13 protein-coding genes are annotated in these 15,713 nt (G+C 64.5%); 4 read left to right on the top strand and 9 right to left on the bottom strand.

Features of this window, described 5'->3' with window-relative positions:
• Nucleotides 1-77 precede the first annotated feature (77 nt).
• From bamA to rpsB, 9 genes are all read right to left on the bottom strand, one after another.
• Complete coding sequence (bamA, locus tag IPU70_RS11835) at nt 78-2,411, bottom strand: outer membrane protein assembly factor BamA (protein ID WP_013393446.1); 2,334 nt, start codon at nt 2,409-2,411, stop codon at nt 78-80.
• A 53-nt stretch (nt 2,412-2,464) separates the two neighbouring features.
• Nucleotides 2,465-3,796 (bottom strand): RIP metalloprotease RseP, encoded by a 1,332-nt coding sequence (rseP, locus tag IPU70_RS11830; protein WP_207467482.1) that lies wholly within the window; start codon nt 3,794-3,796, stop codon nt 2,465-2,467.
• A gap of 50 nt (nt 3,797-3,846) precedes the next feature.
• On the bottom strand, nt 3,847-5,046 hold the full coding sequence (locus tag IPU70_RS11825; protein ID WP_207467480.1) for a 1-deoxy-D-xylulose-5-phosphate reductoisomerase: 1,200 nt from the start codon (nt 5,044-5,046) through the stop codon (nt 3,847-3,849).
• Nucleotides 5,043-5,900, bottom strand: coding sequence for a phosphatidate cytidylyltransferase (locus tag IPU70_RS11820; protein WP_207467478.1), 858 nt, complete (start codon nt 5,898-5,900; stop codon nt 5,043-5,045). Before IPU70_RS11820 ends, IPU70_RS11825 begins: the two co-directional genes overlap by 4 nt.
• A gap of 49 nt (nt 5,901-5,949) precedes the next feature.
• Nucleotides 5,950-6,714: a polyprenyl diphosphate synthase gene (uppS, locus tag IPU70_RS11815; protein ID WP_207467476.1), complete on the bottom strand. Its 765-nt coding sequence runs from the start codon at nt 6,712-6,714 to the stop codon at nt 5,950-5,952.
• Nucleotides 6,715-6,893: 179 nt separating this feature from the next.
• Nucleotides 6,894-7,454: a ribosome recycling factor gene (gene frr, locus IPU70_RS11810; RefSeq protein WP_013393441.1), complete on the bottom strand. Its 561-nt coding sequence runs from the start codon at nt 7,452-7,454 to the stop codon at nt 6,894-6,896.
• 15 nt (nt 7,455-7,469) lie between these two features.
• Nucleotides 7,470-8,186 carry a UMP kinase gene (gene pyrH, locus IPU70_RS11805; protein ID WP_013393440.1) on the bottom strand — a complete coding sequence of 239 codons (717 nt, stop codon included), beginning with the start codon at nt 8,184-8,186 and terminating at the stop codon, nt 7,470-7,472.
• 98 nt (nt 8,187-8,284) lie between these two features.
• Entirely contained in the window at nt 8,285-9,163 is an 879-nt protein-coding gene (tsf, locus tag IPU70_RS11800; RefSeq protein ID WP_013393439.1) for a translation elongation factor Ts, read from the bottom strand.
• Between the two features lie 179 nt (nt 9,164-9,342).
• A complete protein-coding gene (rpsB, locus tag IPU70_RS11795) occupies nt 9,343-10,092 on the bottom strand; it encodes a 30S ribosomal protein S2 (protein ID WP_013393438.1) in 750 nt (249 codons plus the stop codon).
• Nucleotides 10,093-10,936: 844 nt separating this feature from the next.
• On the opposite strand from rpsB, the gene map reads away from it, so the two are divergent.
• From map to IPU70_RS11775, 4 genes are all read left to right on the top strand, one after another.
• Nucleotides 10,937-11,758, top strand: a complete 822-nt coding sequence (gene map, locus IPU70_RS11790; protein ID WP_207467474.1) for a type I methionyl aminopeptidase — start codon at nt 10,937-10,939, stop codon at nt 11,756-11,758.
• Between the two features lie 19 nt (nt 11,759-11,777).
• Complete coding sequence (locus tag IPU70_RS11785; protein ID WP_207467472.1) at nt 11,778-14,384, top strand: [protein-PII] uridylyltransferase; 2,607 nt, start codon at nt 11,778-11,780, stop codon at nt 14,382-14,384.
• 78 nt (nt 14,385-14,462) lie between these two features.
• Entirely contained in the window at nt 14,463-15,176 is a 714-nt protein-coding gene (locus IPU70_RS11780) for a MarC family protein (RefSeq protein ID WP_013393435.1), read from the top strand.
• 51 nt (nt 15,177-15,227) lie between these two features.
• Complete coding sequence (locus IPU70_RS11775) at nt 15,228-15,713, top strand: disulfide bond formation protein B (RefSeq protein WP_207467470.1); 486 nt, start codon at nt 15,228-15,230, stop codon at nt 15,711-15,713.

The raw sequence follows: 15,713 nt of genomic DNA, 5'->3' as shown, positions 1-15,713 counted from the left end.
AGTGTGTATTGTGCCACTAAACAGCAAGGGAGCCGGCTGAGCGCCCTTCCCCCTTGTTTTCAAGCGTAACGGCGCGTTTAGAAACCCGTTCCGATCTGGAACTGGAAGCTCTGCTTGTCGTCGCCCGACTTCGAATTGAGCGGACGGGCGTAGGACAACTGCAACGGCCCCATCGGCGACTGCCACGACAGGCCGATACCGGCCGAGAACCTCCAGCCGCAAGGATCCTCGACCTCGCTGCCGGGCTTGCCGCCGGTGCAGCTTTGGCCGCTGCCCGCCGATACCTGGCCGGCGTCAGAGAAAATGAACCAGCGCAGCGTGCGGTCCTTCGACGCGCCCGGGAACGGCAGGTAGAGCTGCGCGTTTGCGATGACGCGCCGCGTGCCGCCCAGGTAGTCGCCCGTCTTCGAATCGCGCGGCCCCAGGGACGAGCCCTCGTAGCCGCGCACCGTGCCGATACCGCCGGCATAGACGTTCTTGATGATCGGGTAATCCTTGCTGCCGTAGCCCTGCCCCCAATCGACCATGCCGTTCAAGGCCAGGGTATAGGAGCCGCCCAGCGGTACGAAGTACTGCTGCTGCGCCGTCAACATCGTGTACTGCAGATCGATGGTCGACAGATCGGCCTTCAGGCGGGTGTAGCCGCCCTTGGTCGGCGCCAGACCGCTGTCGCGCGTGTCCTTGGTCCAACCGGTGGTGAAGATCACCGAGTTGGTCGCATCGCCGTAGTCCCTGACGAACTTCTCATAGGCCGCCGGCGAGTTGTTGAACAGGTCGATCTGGTTGCGTTCGACGTTCGCGCCCAGCATGATGCGGTCATATTCCGAGATCGGCACGCCGAAGTTCATGCCCAGGCCCATGGCCTTGACGCGGTAGTCGCCGTCGTTGTTGTTCCAGGGCTCGGTCACGCGATAGTAGGCGGACGTGGTGCGGCTGATGCCGTCCTTGGTCCAGTACGGATCGGTGTGCGACAGCACGATGGCGCGGTTGGTCTTGCTGGTGTTCAGCTGCAGGGTCAGGTTGGTGCCGCTGCCGAAGACGTTGTCTTCGCTGATGCCGGCCGACAGAATGGCCTTTTCGGACGAGCCATAACCCACGCCCAGGTTGATCATGCCGGTAGGCTTTTCCTTGACGTCGACGTTGACGTCGACCTGGTCGGGAGAGCCCGGGACCGGATCGGTCTTGACGTTGACGTCGCTGAAATAGCCCAGGCGGTCGACGCGGTCGCGCGAGGTCTTGATGTCCTTGGCGTCGTACCAGGCGGCTTCCTGCTGGCGCATTTCGCGGCGCACGACTTCGTCGCGCGTGCGGGTATTACCGCCGATCTGGATGCGGCGCACGTACACGCGGCGGCTGGGGTCAACGTAGAACGTCAGGTCGGCCTCATGCTTGGCGCGGTCCAGCTGCGGATTCGGGTTGACGTTGGCGAAGGCATAGCCCAGTTCGCCCAGGTAGTCGGTAATGGCCTTGGCCGAGCCGTTGGCCTTGGCGGCCGAGAAGGTCTCTTCCGGCTTGATTTCGACCAGCGCGTTGATTTCCTTGTCCAGGCCCAGCAGATTGCCGGCCAGCTTCACGCTGCGCACCTTGTAGGGCTCGCCTTCGTGGACGGTAATCGTGATGCGGATGTCCTTGCGGTCCGGCGAAATCGTGACCTGGGGCGGCTCGACCGAAAACTCCAGATAGCCCTGATCCAGGTAGAACGAGCGCAGGCGCTCCAGGTCGCCCTCGAGCTTTTCACGCGAGTACTTGTCGGTATCCGTGTACCAGGTCAGCCAGCCCGGCGTGGTCAGCTTGAATTCGTCGAGCAGATCGCTTTCGGAGAAGGCCTTGTTGCCGACGAAGCGGATTTCCTGGATGCGCGCGACCGAGCCTTCGAACACGTCGAAGCTCACGCCCACGCGGTTGCGGGGCAGCGGGGTCACGGTGGAAGTCACTTCGATGCCGTACTTGCCCTTGGACAGGTACTGCTGCTTCAGTTCGTATTCGGCGCGCTCGAGCATGGAGCGGTCGAAGATGCGGCCTTCGGCGAAGCCCACTTGCGCCAGCGAGGTGGTAATGGCCTTGGAGTCGAACTCGCGCATGCCATTGAAGTTCACCGACGCGATCGTGGGACGTTCCTGCACGACCACCACGACGACATTGTTGTCCGTCTGGATCTGCACGTCGGTGAAGAAGCCGGTGCCGTACAAGCGGCGGATGGCTTCGGTGGCTTCTTCTTCGGTGAACTTTTCGCCCACTTTGACGGGGAGATAGCCGAAGACGGTGCCGGCGTCAGTCCGTTGAATACCCTCTACGCGGATATCCCGCACGACAAAAGGGTCGAAGGCGTGGGCGATGGCCGGAACCAGCAGTGCGGCGATCAAACCCGGCAGTACACCCTTTTTGTGATGAAACATCCGGCGAAAAGACATCCTTGAGTATCCTCGGTCGTGCAAATGGCGGGGGATTTTATGCTAAATCGCGTTCAAGTGAACAAACGCGTGAAATCATTGAACAGCGCAAGCCCCATCAGGCTTGCCAATAAACCTATGCCGGCGCGCTGTCCGATATCGATCCACCTAGCTGGCGGCGGGCTACCCCGCACAATTTCGACGAGATAGTACAGCAGATGGCCACCGTCCAGCATGGGAATAGGCAGCAAATTTAGTACGCCCAGGCTGATGCTGATCAAGGCGATATAGGCGATATACGCAACAATTCCGATTCTGGCGGTCTGGCCGGCGTAATCCGCGATGGTCACGGGACCGCTGACATTGCGCCAGGAAACGTCGCCCGTCACCATGCGGCCCATCATGCGCAGCGAGAACCAGGCGGTGTCCCAGGTCCGGACCGCGCCTTTCCACAAGCTCTCGAACACGCCATAGCGCACGGTCACCATGGGGATGTCGCCACCCAGCTGGACTCCCAGCCGGCCGATCTGCTGGCCGTTGACGGTTTCGGCGCGCGGCGTGACGTTCAGCGAAATGTTGGCGCCGTCGCGTGCCAGCGTCAGCGCCAGGGTCTGGCCCGCGCTTTCCTGGATCTGGCGGACCAGGGTTCCGGTGTCCGGCGTGGGTACGCCATTCACAGCCAGAACCAGGTCGCCTGCGCGCAGGCCGGCCGCCTGCCCTTCGCCGCCGTCGTTGACGACGCGCACCGCGGGCTTGGGCTGGGCCAGCCGCACGCCGGCCGCGGCCAAGGGGTCGCCGCCGGCCGGATCCATGGTGTTGGACGGCAGAACCAGTTCGCGCTGCTGCACCGCGCCCGCAGGGGTTTTGACCTCGATCCGGGCGCTGCCGCCGGTGGCCATGACGTCCATCAGGCGCCAGCGCGCGTCGGACCAGGAGGCAATCTCTTCGCCATCGATGGCAAGGATGTGGTCGCCTGAGAGCAGGCCCGCCTGCGCCGCCGGCGTGCCGGCGGCGGGCTGGGCGATGACGGCCACGGGCTCCTCGGTGCCGGCCATGTTCAGGCCTGCGTACAGGAACACCGCGAGTATCAGGTTGAAAATGGGGCCAGCGGCCACGATGGCGATGCGTTGGCTCACGGGCTTGCTATTGAAGGCGCCGGCCACTTCCGCCGGGCTCGCGCCAGCGGGGGGATCGTCCTGCATCTTGACGTAGCCGCCCAGCGGCAAGGCCGAAACGGCCCATTCCGTGCCGTGGCGGTCGGTGCGACGCAGGATGACCTTGCCGAAGCCCACCGAAAAGCGCAACACCTTCACGCCGCACAGGCGGGCCACCCAATAGTGCCCCAGTTCATGGAAGATGATCAGGGAGCCAAGCGCAACCGCAAAGGCCAACAGGGTGAAAAGCATCGGGGTCGGAGAAATCTAGAAAATCAGGGGCCGGCGGACGATGGCCTGCATCAGGCCAGGCCCAGGCTGCCCGCGAAGACGCGCGCGTCAGAGTCAAGCGCGAGCACATCGTCAAGACTGTTGAGCGTAACAGATGCTTGCCGCGCCTGCCACTCCAGGGAAGCCTCGATAACCCGCGGAATCCAGGTGTATGGCAGGCGTCCGCCCAGGAAAGCCTCCACGGCGATCTCGTTGGCGGCATTCAGGGTCACGCAGGCACCCTGCCCGGCACGCAGCGCCGCGAAGGAATGCGCCAGACACGGGAAGCGCGCCAGATCGGGCTTCTCGAAGTCCAGCCGCCCCAGGCGAGTCAGATCCAGCGGACCGACGCCACTGTCCAGGCGTTCAGGAAATCCCAGGCCGTAGGCGATGGGGGTGCGCATGTCCGGCTGGCCGAGCTGCGCCAACACGGACCCGTCGTCGTACTCCACCATGGAATGCACCACGCTTTGAGGGTGCACCACCACTTCGATACGATCGGCGGGCATGGCGAACAGCCAATGGGCCTCGATCACCTCGAGGCCCTTGTTGAGCATGGTGGCGGAATCCACCGAAATCTTGCGGCCCATGCTCCAGTTGGGGTGAGCGCAGGCCTGGGCCGGGGTCACTTCGTGCAGATCTTCCAGGTCACGCCCGCGGAAAGGACCGCCGGAAGCGGTCAGGAGCAGGCGGCGCACGCCAGGCGCGGGACTTTGCGGCGCGAGGGCGCGCCCACCATGGGGCAGACACTGGAAAATAGCGTTATGTTCGCTGTCGATAGGCAGCAGTTCGGCGCCGTTATCGCGTATGGCCTGCATGAAGAGCGAGCCGGCCGCCACCAGCGCTTCCTTGTTGGCCAGCAGCACGCGCTTGCCGCTGCGGGCGGCCGCCAGGGCGGCGGGCAGGCCCGCGGCGCCTACGATGGCCGCCATGACCGAGTCGCATTGGGGATCGGCGGCGGTATCCGCCAAGGCCTGCGCGCCCACCCGGATCTCCGGCATGGGCCGCCCGCCCGCCCAGGCCGCGACGAACTTCTTGCGGGCCGCCGCGTCGGGCACCACCACGACTGCTGCGCGGCTGGCCTGCGCCTGCTCCGCCAGGCGCGCCATCTGGCTGTAGGCCGACAAGGCATACACCGCCAGCCGCTCGGGGTGGCGGGCGATCACATCCAGCGTGCTTTCACCGATCGAACCGGTCGATCCCAGCACGACGACGCGTTGAAAAGCCGTCAAAACAACACTCCAGACAAAAGTAGCGCAAACGGCGCGACCGGAAGAATCGCGTCGATGCGGTCATAGACCCCACCGTGACCAGGCAGCAGCGTGCTGGAATCCTTGCGGCCGGCGCGCCGCTTGAGCAGCGACTCGAACAGGTCTCCCACGATCGACACCACGCCCAGCAGCGCAGCGATGGGCAGGGCCAGCCAGAAGCTCCAGCGCTCGACCAGCGCGTGGCCGTAAGTGCCCTCCCAGAGACTGGAAAGACCGATCCAGACCACCGCGCCCAGGACGCCGGCGACCGCGCCCGCGATCGTCTTGCCCGGACTGACCCGCGGCGCCAGTTTACGCTTGCCGAACGCCCTGCCGGCAAAATAGGCGGCGATATCCGCGACCCAGACCAGCGCCAGCAGCGACACCACGAAACCGGCGCCATGGGCCACGAACATCTGCGCCAGCACGGCCCAGGCGGCGAATGCGGCAGGCACGGAGAAAGCCGACCAGCCCAGGCTGGCGGGAGGCGCGTCGGAGCGGCCGCGGATGACCGCCGCCAGACCGCCGAACAGCCAGACCGCCGCCACTGCCGGCACCAGATAGCGCAACACCCAGGCGGGATCGGCGATGCCCGTGCCGCCACCCGCCAGCCAGGCAGAGGTCAAGGCCAGCATGCCTGCGAACAACAGGACGGCAACGCCGACGGCGATAAGGGGGGATGGCGGTTGCGGCAGCGTCAGGCGCAGCCACTCCCAATTGGCGCAGGCGGCGGCCAGCGCCAACAAGGCGACGAACCACCAGGGGTTCGCGCTCATCATGGCAGCCGCCAGAACAGCCAACAGAATGACTGCGGTAACGATACGCTGGCCCAACATATGACGGTCTCCTCGTGTACAGCTCTGGCAAGACGCGCAGGTCGTCCGTTTACTGCGCGCCGTCTTCGCTGAGTTGCGCGCTGGTGCGGCCGAAACGGCGCTCGCGCGTGCGATACCAGTCAAAGGCGGCCGCGAGTTCGGCGGCGCCGAAGTCCGGCCAGTAGCGGTCCGTGAAGTAGAACTCCGCGTAAGCCATCTGCCAGATCAGGAAATTGGAAATGCGCTGTTCGCCGCCGGTGCGGATGAACAGGTCGGGCTCGGGGGCCCAGGACATGGAAAGGTGGCGGGACAGGCGTTCCTCGTCCACCAGCTGGGGTTGCGAGGCCAAAGCCGGTTCGGCAGCCAGCATGGCGCGGGTGGCCTGCAGGATGTCCCAGCGCCCGCCATAGTTGGCGGCGACCGTCAGATGCAGGCGGTCGTTGTGCGCCGTGCGTTGCTGAGCGGCGAAAATCAGCTCTTGCAGGCGGGGCTCGAAGGCGGACAGATCGCCAATGACGTGCAGGCGCACGCCCTGCTCGTCCAGCTTGCCGATCTCGCGCTCCAGCGCCTGCACGAACAGGCGCATCAGCAGCGACACTTCCTCGGCGGGACGGCGCCAGTTCTCGGAACTGAAGGCGAACAACGTCAGATAGCGCACGCCGGCGCGGCCGCAGGCCTCGACGACGCGCCGCACCGCCTGCACGCCCTTGGCATGGCCCGCGGTGCGCGGCAGCAGCCGCCTCGTCGCCCACCGGCCATTGCCATCCATGATGATGGCCACATGCTCGGGAATGTCGCGAGTGGTGGGAACCGCCTGGGTCGAACTGGTTGCCATTGGTCTGGAGCTGCGCGCGATGAGACGGCGAAAACGGAATTACGTGAAGAAAAGCCTGCGCCGTCGTTCCATCGCTACGCAGCAACGCTGCGGATCAATGGACAGGACGGCGCTCAGGCAGGAAATCCTGGTCGCCAGGGCGATACGGCCTAGCCTATCACCCTGGCGGCATCCAGGAATTATACGGTCATGATTTCCGCTTCTTTTTGCGTGACCATCTTGTCGATCTCGGCCACGCTACGGTCGGTCAGCTTCTGGACGTCATCCTGCGAACGACGCTCGTCGTCCTCGGAGATTTCCTTGTCCTTGACCAGCTTCTTCAGCGCTTCATTGGCTTCGCGGCGCAGGTTGCGCACGGCCACCTTGGCGTCCTCGCCTTCGCTACGGACCACCTTGGTCAGGTCGCGGCGGCGCTCTTCGGTCAGGGCGGGCATCGGCACGCGGATGGTGTCGCCCATCGACATGGGGTTCAGGCCCAGGTCCGATTCGCGGATCGCCTTTTCAATGGCGGCGGCCATGCTCTTCTCGTAGGGCTGCACGCTGATGGTGCGCGCGTCCACGAGGTTCACGTTGCCGACCTGGCTGATCGGCACGGGCGAACCGTAGTACTCGACCTGCACGTGGTCCAGGATGCCGGTATGGGCGCGGCCCGTGCGGATCTTGGCCAGGTTGGTCTTGAGCGTGTCAAGCGACTTGGCCATCCTGGCTTCGGCGGATTTGCGGATTTCTGCGACGCTCATGGCGTTTCCTTTTCTTTAGACGTGTACCAAGGTGCCTTCGTCTTCGCCGCTGACGACCCGCTTGAGGGCGCCGGACTTATTGATCGAAAACACTTTGATCGGCAGCTTCTGGTCACGGCACAGCGCAAAGGCCGTGGCGTCCATGACTTCCAGCCGGCGGACGATCGCTTCGTCGAAGCTGATGCGCGAGTAACGCGTGGCGGTGGGATCCTTGTTGGGATCCGCGCTGTAGATGCCGTCGACCTTGGTGGCCTTCAGCACGATCTCCGCCCCGATCTCGGCGCCGCGCAACGCAGCGGCCGTGTCCGTGGTGAAGAAGGGGTTGCCGGTGCCTGCCGCGAAGATGACGACCTTGCCCTCTTCGAGGTAGCGCAGCGCCTTCGGGCGGATATACGGTTCGACGACCTGGTCGATGTTCAAGGCCGATTGCACGCGGGTGTCGACACCCTTGTGCTTGAGCGCATCTTGCAGCGCAAGCGCGTTCATGATGGTGGCCATCATGCCCATGTAGTCGGCGGTCGCGCGGTCCATGCCCTGCGCGCCCGGGGCGACGCCACGGAAAATATTGCCTCCGCCGATGACGATGGCCAATTCGACGCCCGTGGCGGCGACTTCGGCGACCTCATCGGTCATGCGGACGATGGTGGAGCGGTTGATGCCGAATGCATCGTCGCCCATCAGCGCCTCGCCGGAAAGTTTGAGAAGAACCCGTTTGTATGCTCTGCTGCTCATAGGTGATATCCCGAAGAACAATCCGACGAAAGTGTAAGACAAGAAATAGGCCGGACTAGAATTTAATCTAGCGCCGGCCCTTAAGCACTACCCTGGGGTCAGGCGCGGCCAGCGGCGGCGGCGGCGACCTCAGCGGCGAAATCGCTGGTCTTCTTCTCGATACCTTCGCCGACAACGAACAGCACGAACTTGCTGATCGAAGCGCCCTTTTCCTTGAGCATCTGCTCAACGCTGTGCTTGTCGCTCTTGACGAACGGCTGCGACAGCAGGGTGACTTCCTTCAGGAACTTCGCGACCGAGCCTTCGACCATCTTGGCGACGATTTCAGCCGGCTTGCCGGATTCGGCGGCCTTCTGTTCGGCGACCGAGCGTTCGGCGGCGATGTCGGCGGGGTTCACGCCGTCGGCGTTCAGCGCCTTGGGCTTGGTGGCGGCGATGTGCATCGCCAGGTCCTTGCCCACTTCTTCCGCGCCGGTGTATTCGACCAGCACGCCGATCTTGCCGCCGTGCACGTAGCTGGCCAGCGCGTTCGGGGTCTCGATGCGCTCGAAGCGGCGGATCGAGATGTTTTCGCCGATCTTGCCGATCAGGGCGGTGCGGGTGGTTTCGACCGTGCCGTCGCCGTAGGGCAGCGCCGACAGGGCTTCCACCGTGGCGGGGTTCTGCGTGGCAACCAGTTCGGCCAGCTTGTTCACGAAGCCGACGAAGTCGTCGTTCTTGGCGACGAAGTCGGTTTCGCAGTTGATTTCGATGACGGCGCCCTTCTTGGCGTCGGCGGAGATGAACAGACCGATCAGGCCTTCAGCGGTGACGCGGGCGGCAGCCTTGCTGGCCTTGTTGCCCAGCTTGACGCGCAGGATTTCCTCGGCGCGGGCCAGGTCGCCCTCGGCTTCCGTCAAGGCCTTCTTGCACTCCATCATGGGGGCGTCGGTCTTTTCGCGCAGTTCCTTGACCAGGGCAGCGGTAATTTCAGCCATGTTTGCTCCAATTTGCTAGAACATGCCCCGGCAAGCCGGGACAGTGGTTTGATTCGATGGGACATCCGCGACTAGCGGATCAGGAAGATGGGAGCCCACCTTCGCATTGCCGGCGAGGCGGGAGCGGACCCGCATTCGGAACCGCTCCCAGACGCTAACCGCCGGACATGACAATAGGCTTAGGCCTGGTTGTCCTGCACTTCGACGAACTCTTCCTGGCCTTCGCCCAGCTCTTCGACCAGACCGTTCAGGTTCTGTTCGCGGCCTTCCAGCACAGCGTCGGCGATGCCCTTGGCGTACAGCGCGATGGCCTTGGCCGAGTCGTCGTTGCCGGGGATGACGTAGTCGATGCCGTCGGGCGAGTGGTTGGTGTCAACCACGGCGACCACGGGGATGCCCAGCGTCTTGGCTTCGGCGATGGCGATCTTGTGGTAGCCGACGTCGATCACGAAAATGGCGTCAGGCAGACCGTTCATGTCCTTGATGCCGCCGATCGACTTGTTCAGCTTGTCCAGTTCGCGTTGGAACAGCAGGCCTTCCTTCTTGATCATGCGCTCGGCGCCGCCTTCGGCGACCACGACTTCCATGTCCTTCAGGCGCTTGACCGAGGTCTTGACCGTCTTGAAGTTGGTCAGCATGCCGCCGAGCCAGCGGGCGTCGACGAAGGGCATGCCGCAACGGGCGGCTTCGGTGGCGACCAGCTCGCGCGCAGCGCGCTTGGTGCCGACGAACAGGATGTTGCCGCCGCGAGCAGCCAGCTGCTTCACGAACTTGGTGGCTTCCTGGTACTTATCAACCGTCTTTTCGAGGTTGATGATGTGAATCTTGTTGCGATGGCCGAAGATATAGGGGGCCATCTTGGGGTTCCAGTAGCGGGTCTGGTGACCGAAGTGGACACCCGCTTCCAGCATTTCGCGCATCAAAGACATAACTTTCTCCAAGGGTTGATTTCTTGCGCCGCACCTGCATCAGCCTCTGGCTGACACCCTGGGTGGTGTTGCGCGCGATTTCCCGCAAATGCGGGATGACAAAATTTTAACCGGGCCGACCGATCACTGCCGCAATAACTACGACGCCTGGGGCGCCTTCTACTACGCTGCCGCGATAAACCCAGACGGCCGCCACGACCAAGAGCCTTGCACCGCATGCTTGCAGGCGCTTGTCCAGACCCACCAGGAATTTCCTGGAAGTTTCCGGCGGTTTCCCGAAAGCGCACCCGGACCTGTTTTGTTGGCGGCGAAATCCAGCTCTGGAAAATCCAGCTCTTCGCGTTCAAGCGTGGGGTTTTACGCCCTGGCTTCAGTTCGACCGCGCATCAGACCATCGGGGCATTTCTTAAGAAAACGCGAACGTTTTCAAGAACTTAAGCCGACATCCATACCGAGTCCAAACCCTGAGCCTGCATCGCCGCTCTAAAACATGACCGGGCTTACAAGCACGCCGCGTCCCAGCTTGCGCCAGCATCCGCATCGCCGCCGACCACGCCCAGCCCGGCTTGCTTCCAGCAAGCGCCCCGCTCGTAAAACCCGCGACCTGCCCGATTTCGCTCCACAACCTTCGCTTGCGGTGAAACTTCAGGGCCTGCCGCCGATCACTATGAATGGACCGCCGCTAGTGCCTGCCGGGTGTACCTGACCTGCGACCAAGCCGCTGCCAACACCCGCCGGATTCAGCCTTTGCCGTAACCCGATTGCTCCCCAAAATTTTAGGGAAGCCTATAATTCTACTATTCTTTCAAGCAGACATTCAAGCGAGACATCGCGAAGCGACTTCATGGGCACTATTACCAATCAGGCCGACTTGGCCAAGATGCGCGCCGCCTGCCAGGACGCGGCCAAAGTCCTCGATTTCATCACCCCTTATGTCAAGCCTGGGGTCACCACCGGGGAATTGGACCGTCTCTGCCTGGATTACCTGACCGATGAGCTGGGCGTGAAGTCCGCCACCGTGGGCTATGCGCCCCCCGGCTACCCGCCCTTCCCCGGCGCCATCTGTACTTCGGTCAACCACCAGGTCTGCCACGGCATCCCGGGCGACAAGGTACTGAAAAACGGGGACTCGCTGAACATCGACGTCACCATCATCAAGGATGGCTGGTTCGGCGACACCAGCCGCATGTACGCGGTGGGCGAACAGTCCATATTGTCGCGCCGGCTGACAGAGATTACCTTCGAATGCATGTGGAAAGGCATCCAGCAGGTGAAAAACGGGGCCACGTTGGGCGACATCGGCAACGCGATCCAGAAGCATGCCGAGGCCAATGGCTTTTCGGTGGTGCGCGAGTTCTGCGGCCACGGCATCGGCCAGCGCTTCCATGAAGACCCGCAGGTGCTGCACTATGGCAAACCGGGTACCGGCGTGAAGTTGACGACCGGCATGCTGTTCACCATCGAGCCCATGATCAACGCCGGACGCCGCGAGATCCGTCAGTTGTCCGACGGCTGGACGGTGGTCACCCGCGACCACAGCCTGTCGGCGCAATGGGAGCATGCTGTCTGTGTCACCGAAACCGGCTACGAAGTGCTGACCCTGTCGCCGGGTATGCCCCAGCCGCCGGCCTTCATTACCGAACCCCTCGTCATCCCCGCGCTCTGACGCACCTGCTCCAGCCATCATGACCGCCGCATCCCTCAGCGCCCTGCGCGAACGCATCCAGGAAGCCCGGCGGGCCGCGGTGGCGGAGTTCCGCACGCACCTGCGGCCGGACACCCTGCTGTCGGAGCAGCGCCGCATTGTCGACGCCGCGCTGCGCGACCTGGTCAAGCACTGCCCGCTGCCTGCCGGCGCCACGCTGGCGGCGGTGGGCGGCTATGGCCGCGGCGAGCTTTACCCGCATTCCGATGTCGACCTGCTGATCCTGCTGCCACACGCCCCCACGCCCGACGATGAGTCGGCCATCGAAAAGCTGGTGGCGTCGCTCTGGGACCTGGGCCTGGAGCCCGGCCACAGCGTGCGCACCATCGAGGACTGCGAACGCGAGGCCGACGCCGACATCACCGTGGAAACGGCCTTGCTGGAGTCCCGCTGGCTGGCCGGCAGCCGCACGCTGATGAAGCAATTCGAAGCCGCGACCAAGTCCCGCCTGGACCCCCGTGCTTTCTTCCGCGCCAAGCGGGTCGAAATGCAGCAGCGCCACGCCCGCTACCACGACACGCCTTACGCGCTGGAACCGAATTGCAAGGAATCCCCCGGCGGCCTGCGCGACCTGCAGGTCATCCTGTGGATGGCGCGCGCGGCGGGCTTCGGCAACAGTTGGCGTTCCGTGGCGCAGGCCGGCCTGCTGACCTCATCGGAAGCGCGCGACCTGCGCAAAGCCGAACAGGCTTTCAAGCGTCTGCGCATCGAATTGCACCTGCTGGCGAACCGGCGCGAGGACCGCGTGCTGTTCGACCTGCAACCGGCCCTGGCCGAGGTCTATGGCATCCATGCCACCGCCACCCGCCGCGGCAGCGAGTTGCTGATGCAGCGCTACTACTGGGCGGCACGGCTGGTGACGCAGTTGAACGGCATCCTGGTGCAGAACATCGAGGAACGCCTGTTCCCGCGCCCCGACAGCGACGCGCGCGATATCGACGACGATTTCCGCAATCTGCGCGACCGCCTGGACATCATTCGCGACGACGGCTTCGAACGCAATCCCACCCTGCTGCTGCGCGCCTTCCTGGTGATGCAGCAACATCCGGAACTGACCGGCATGTCGGCGCGGACGCTGCGCGCCATCTGGCATTCGCGCCACCGCATCGACGCCCAGTTCCGCCGCAACCCGGTCAACCGCAAGCTGTTCCTGCAGATCCTGCAGCAGCCGCGCGGCATCGTGCACGAACTGCGGCGCATGACCATGCTGAACATCCTGCCGCGCTACCTGCCGGTGTTCCGCCGCATCGTCGGCCAGATGCAGCATGACCTGTTCCACGCCTACACGGTGGACCAGCACACGCTGGCGGTGGTGCGCAACCTGCGCCGCTTCACCATGCCCGAACACGCCCAGGAGTATCCGCTGGCCAGCCAGCTGATCGCCAGCCTGGACCGGCACTGGCTGCTGTATGTGGCGGCGCTGTTCCACGACATCGCCAAGGGCCGCGGCGGCGACCATTCCGAACTCGGGGCGCGCGAGGTGCGCAAGTTTGCGCAAGACCACGGCATGGAGCCCGAGGACACCAAGCTGGTGGAATTCCTGGTCCGCCAGCACCTGCTGATGTCAGCCGTGGCGCAGAAGCGCGACCTGTCCGACCCGGCCGTGGTGCAGGACTTCGCCGCCACCGTGCAGGACGAGCGCCACCTGACCGCTCTGTATCTGCTGACGGTGGCCGATATCCGCGGCACCAGCCCCAAGGTCTGGAACGCCTGGAAGGGCAAACTGCTGGAAGACCTGTACAAGCTGACGCTGGCCGCGCTGGGCGGCGCCCATGCCGACGCCCACACCGTCCTGACCGAACGCAAGGAAGAGGCTGCCCGCCTGACCCGCCTGGCCGGCCTGCGCGACGACGCCCGCGAAGCCTTCTGGAACCAGCTCGACGTGGCGTACTTCCTGCGCCACGACGCCTCGGACATCGCCTGGCACACGCGCCATCTGTACCACCAGGTCGCTCCAGCCCAGGCGGTGGTCAAGGCCCGCCCCATCGAACAAGGGGAAAGCCTGCAGGTCATGGTGTACACCCGCGACGCGCCCGACCTGTTCGTGGCGATTTGCGGCTATTTCGACGCCAAGTCGCTTTCCATTCAGGATGCCCGCATCCACACCACGCGCCACGGCTGGGCGCTGGACAGCTTCATCGTGCTGCTGCCGGAAGGCGCCAGCGACCTGCGAGCGCAGGCCACCCTGGTCGAACATGAACTCGCCGAACGCCTGAAAGACCCGCACGCCGCCGCCCAGCAGCAGCCCGTCCGCGGCGGCTACTACGGGCGGGGCCGTCAGTCGCGCGTGTCGCGCGTGTTCCCGGTCATGCCGCAGGCCGAATTGCAGCCCGACGAGCGCAGCACCTCCTGGCGCCTGTCCGTAACCGCGACCGACCGTCCCGGCCTGCTGCACGCCCTGGCACGCGTCTTCGCCCGTCACGAGGTGAACCTGCTGATGGCCAAGATCATGACGCTGGGCGATCGCGTCGAGGACGTGTTCATCGTGGATGGATCGACGCTGGCGCGCCCGCGCAGCCAGATGCAGTTCGAGCGCGACATCCTGGACGCCCTGGCGGGCGAGGAAACCCAGCAGCGCGCCGCCTGAGCGCGGCAGGCCCCCGGCATCGCCAGCGCCGCCGGGACCGCATACAATCCCGGTTTTCGGCCAGGCGATACCCTCCCCATGGAGCTAAACGATTATCTGCGCGTTTTCGGCACCAGCTTCTTTTTCGCGCTGGCCACCCTGCTGCCGTTCCTGAATCCGCCCGCGATCGCGCCGATTTTCCTGTCGCTGACCGAAGGCGCTTCGTCTTCCACCCGCATGGTGCTGGCCAAGCGCGTGGCCATCAATGTCTGCCTGATGCTGATCGTGGCCATGGTGGCGGGCAACGTGCTGCTCAGTTTCTTCGGCATTTCCCTGTCCATCGTGCGGGTCGGCGGCGGCATGCTGGTGATCGCCAGCGCCTGGCGGCTGGTGAATTCGCCCGACGCCGACACCGAGCGCGTGGCGCGCATGGCCGAGTCCTTCACCCCCGAAATGGCCAAGGCCCGGGCGTTCTATCCCCTGACCTTTCCCATCAGTTGCGGCCCCGGCTCCATCGCCGCGGCCATCACCGTGGGGGTGTCGCTGCGCGACCAGAACCACGTGCTGAGCCTGGTGCGCCTGGGCGGCTCCATCCCGGGCATCATCGTCGTGTCGGTGACGCTCTACATCTGCCTGCGCTTTGCCGCGCAGATGCTGCACCGCCTGGGCGACAATGGCACCGCCGTGTTCATGCGCCTGTCGGCCTTCATCATGCTGTGCCTGGGCGTGCAGATCTTCTGGGAAGGCTCGCGCGAACTGCTGCTGGGCGTGCTGCAGCAAGTGATGCAACCAATTCCGATTCCCAAGGCCTAAGCCTGGCCGGACGCCGCGTCCGGCCCCTTTTCCAACCCTTGCAAAGCAACAATGACTTCTCGCTCAGAACGCCTGCTCCGCCTGATCGCCCTCTTCTGCTTCGGCGCCGTCGGCCTCGCCCTGGTTTCCCAGCACGTCTTCGACATGCCGCCCTGCGCCTGGTGCGTCATGCAGCGCCTGATCTACCTGGTGATCGGCGTCGTCGCGCTGGTCGGCGGATTCGGCGGCGGACGCGTCCTGACGCGCCTGTGCGGCGCGCTCACCGCGCTGCTGTCCCTGAGTGGCATTGCCGCCGCCTGGTACCAGTACAGCGTGGCCGCCAACATGCTCTCCTGCGACCAGACCTTCGCCGACCGCTTCATGACCGGCATCGGGCTGGAAAGCGCCGTGCCGTCGCTGTTCGGCATCTTTGCCACCTGCATGGACGCCAAGGTGCCGGTGCTGGGCATCGAATACGCCTTGTGGAGCCTGGCGCTCTTCGTCATCATTTTCTTCATGGCGCTGCCGGTCGTGTTCCGGCGCGGCGGGTCGCAGTAA

It is taken from the genome of Achromobacter sp. SD115 (assembly GCF_017355315.1).
Taxonomy (GTDB): Bacteria; Pseudomonadota; Gammaproteobacteria; order Burkholderiales; family Burkholderiaceae_B; genus Achromobacter; species Achromobacter xylosoxidans_B.
The sequence above is the reverse complement of the archived record's forward strand: the minus strand, read 5'-3'. Positions and strand labels throughout refer to the sequence as shown.

Coding starts and splice junctions, on each gene's coding strand:
- bamA (WP_013393446.1), bottom strand. CDS start 2,411: ATGTCTTTTCGCCGGATGTTTCATCACAAAAAGGGTGTACTGCCGGGT.
- rseP (WP_207467482.1), bottom strand. CDS start 3,796: ATGCTTTTCACCCTGTTGGCCTTTGCGGTTGCGCTTGGCTCCCTGATC.
- IPU70_RS11820 (WP_207467478.1), bottom strand. CDS start 5,900: ATGTTGGGCCAGCGTATCGTTACCGCAGTCATTCTGTTGGCTGTTCTG.
- uppS (WP_207467476.1), bottom strand. CDS start 6,714: ATGGCAACCAGTTCGACCCAGGCGGTTCCCACCACTCGCGACATTCCC.
- frr (WP_013393441.1), bottom strand. CDS start 7,454: ATGAGCGTCGCAGAAATCCGCAAATCCGCCGAAGCCAGGATGGCCAAG.
- pyrH (WP_013393440.1), bottom strand. CDS start 8,186: ATGAGCAGCAGAGCATACAAACGGGTTCTTCTCAAACTTTCCGGCGAG.
- tsf (WP_013393439.1), bottom strand. CDS start 9,163: ATGGCTGAAATTACCGCTGCCCTGGTCAAGGAACTGCGCGAAAAGACC.
- rpsB (WP_013393438.1), bottom strand. CDS start 10,092: ATGTCTTTGATGCGCGAAATGCTGGAAGCGGGTGTCCACTTCGGTCAC.
- map (WP_207467474.1), top strand. CDS start 10,937: ATGGGCACTATTACCAATCAGGCCGACTTGGCCAAGATGCGCGCCGCC.
- IPU70_RS11785 (WP_207467472.1), top strand. CDS start 11,778: ATGACCGCCGCATCCCTCAGCGCCCTGCGCGAACGCATCCAGGAAGCC.
- IPU70_RS11780 (WP_013393435.1), top strand. CDS start 14,463: ATGGAGCTAAACGATTATCTGCGCGTTTTCGGCACCAGCTTCTTTTTC.
- IPU70_RS11775 (WP_207467470.1), top strand. CDS start 15,228: ATGACTTCTCGCTCAGAACGCCTGCTCCGCCTGATCGCCCTCTTCTGC.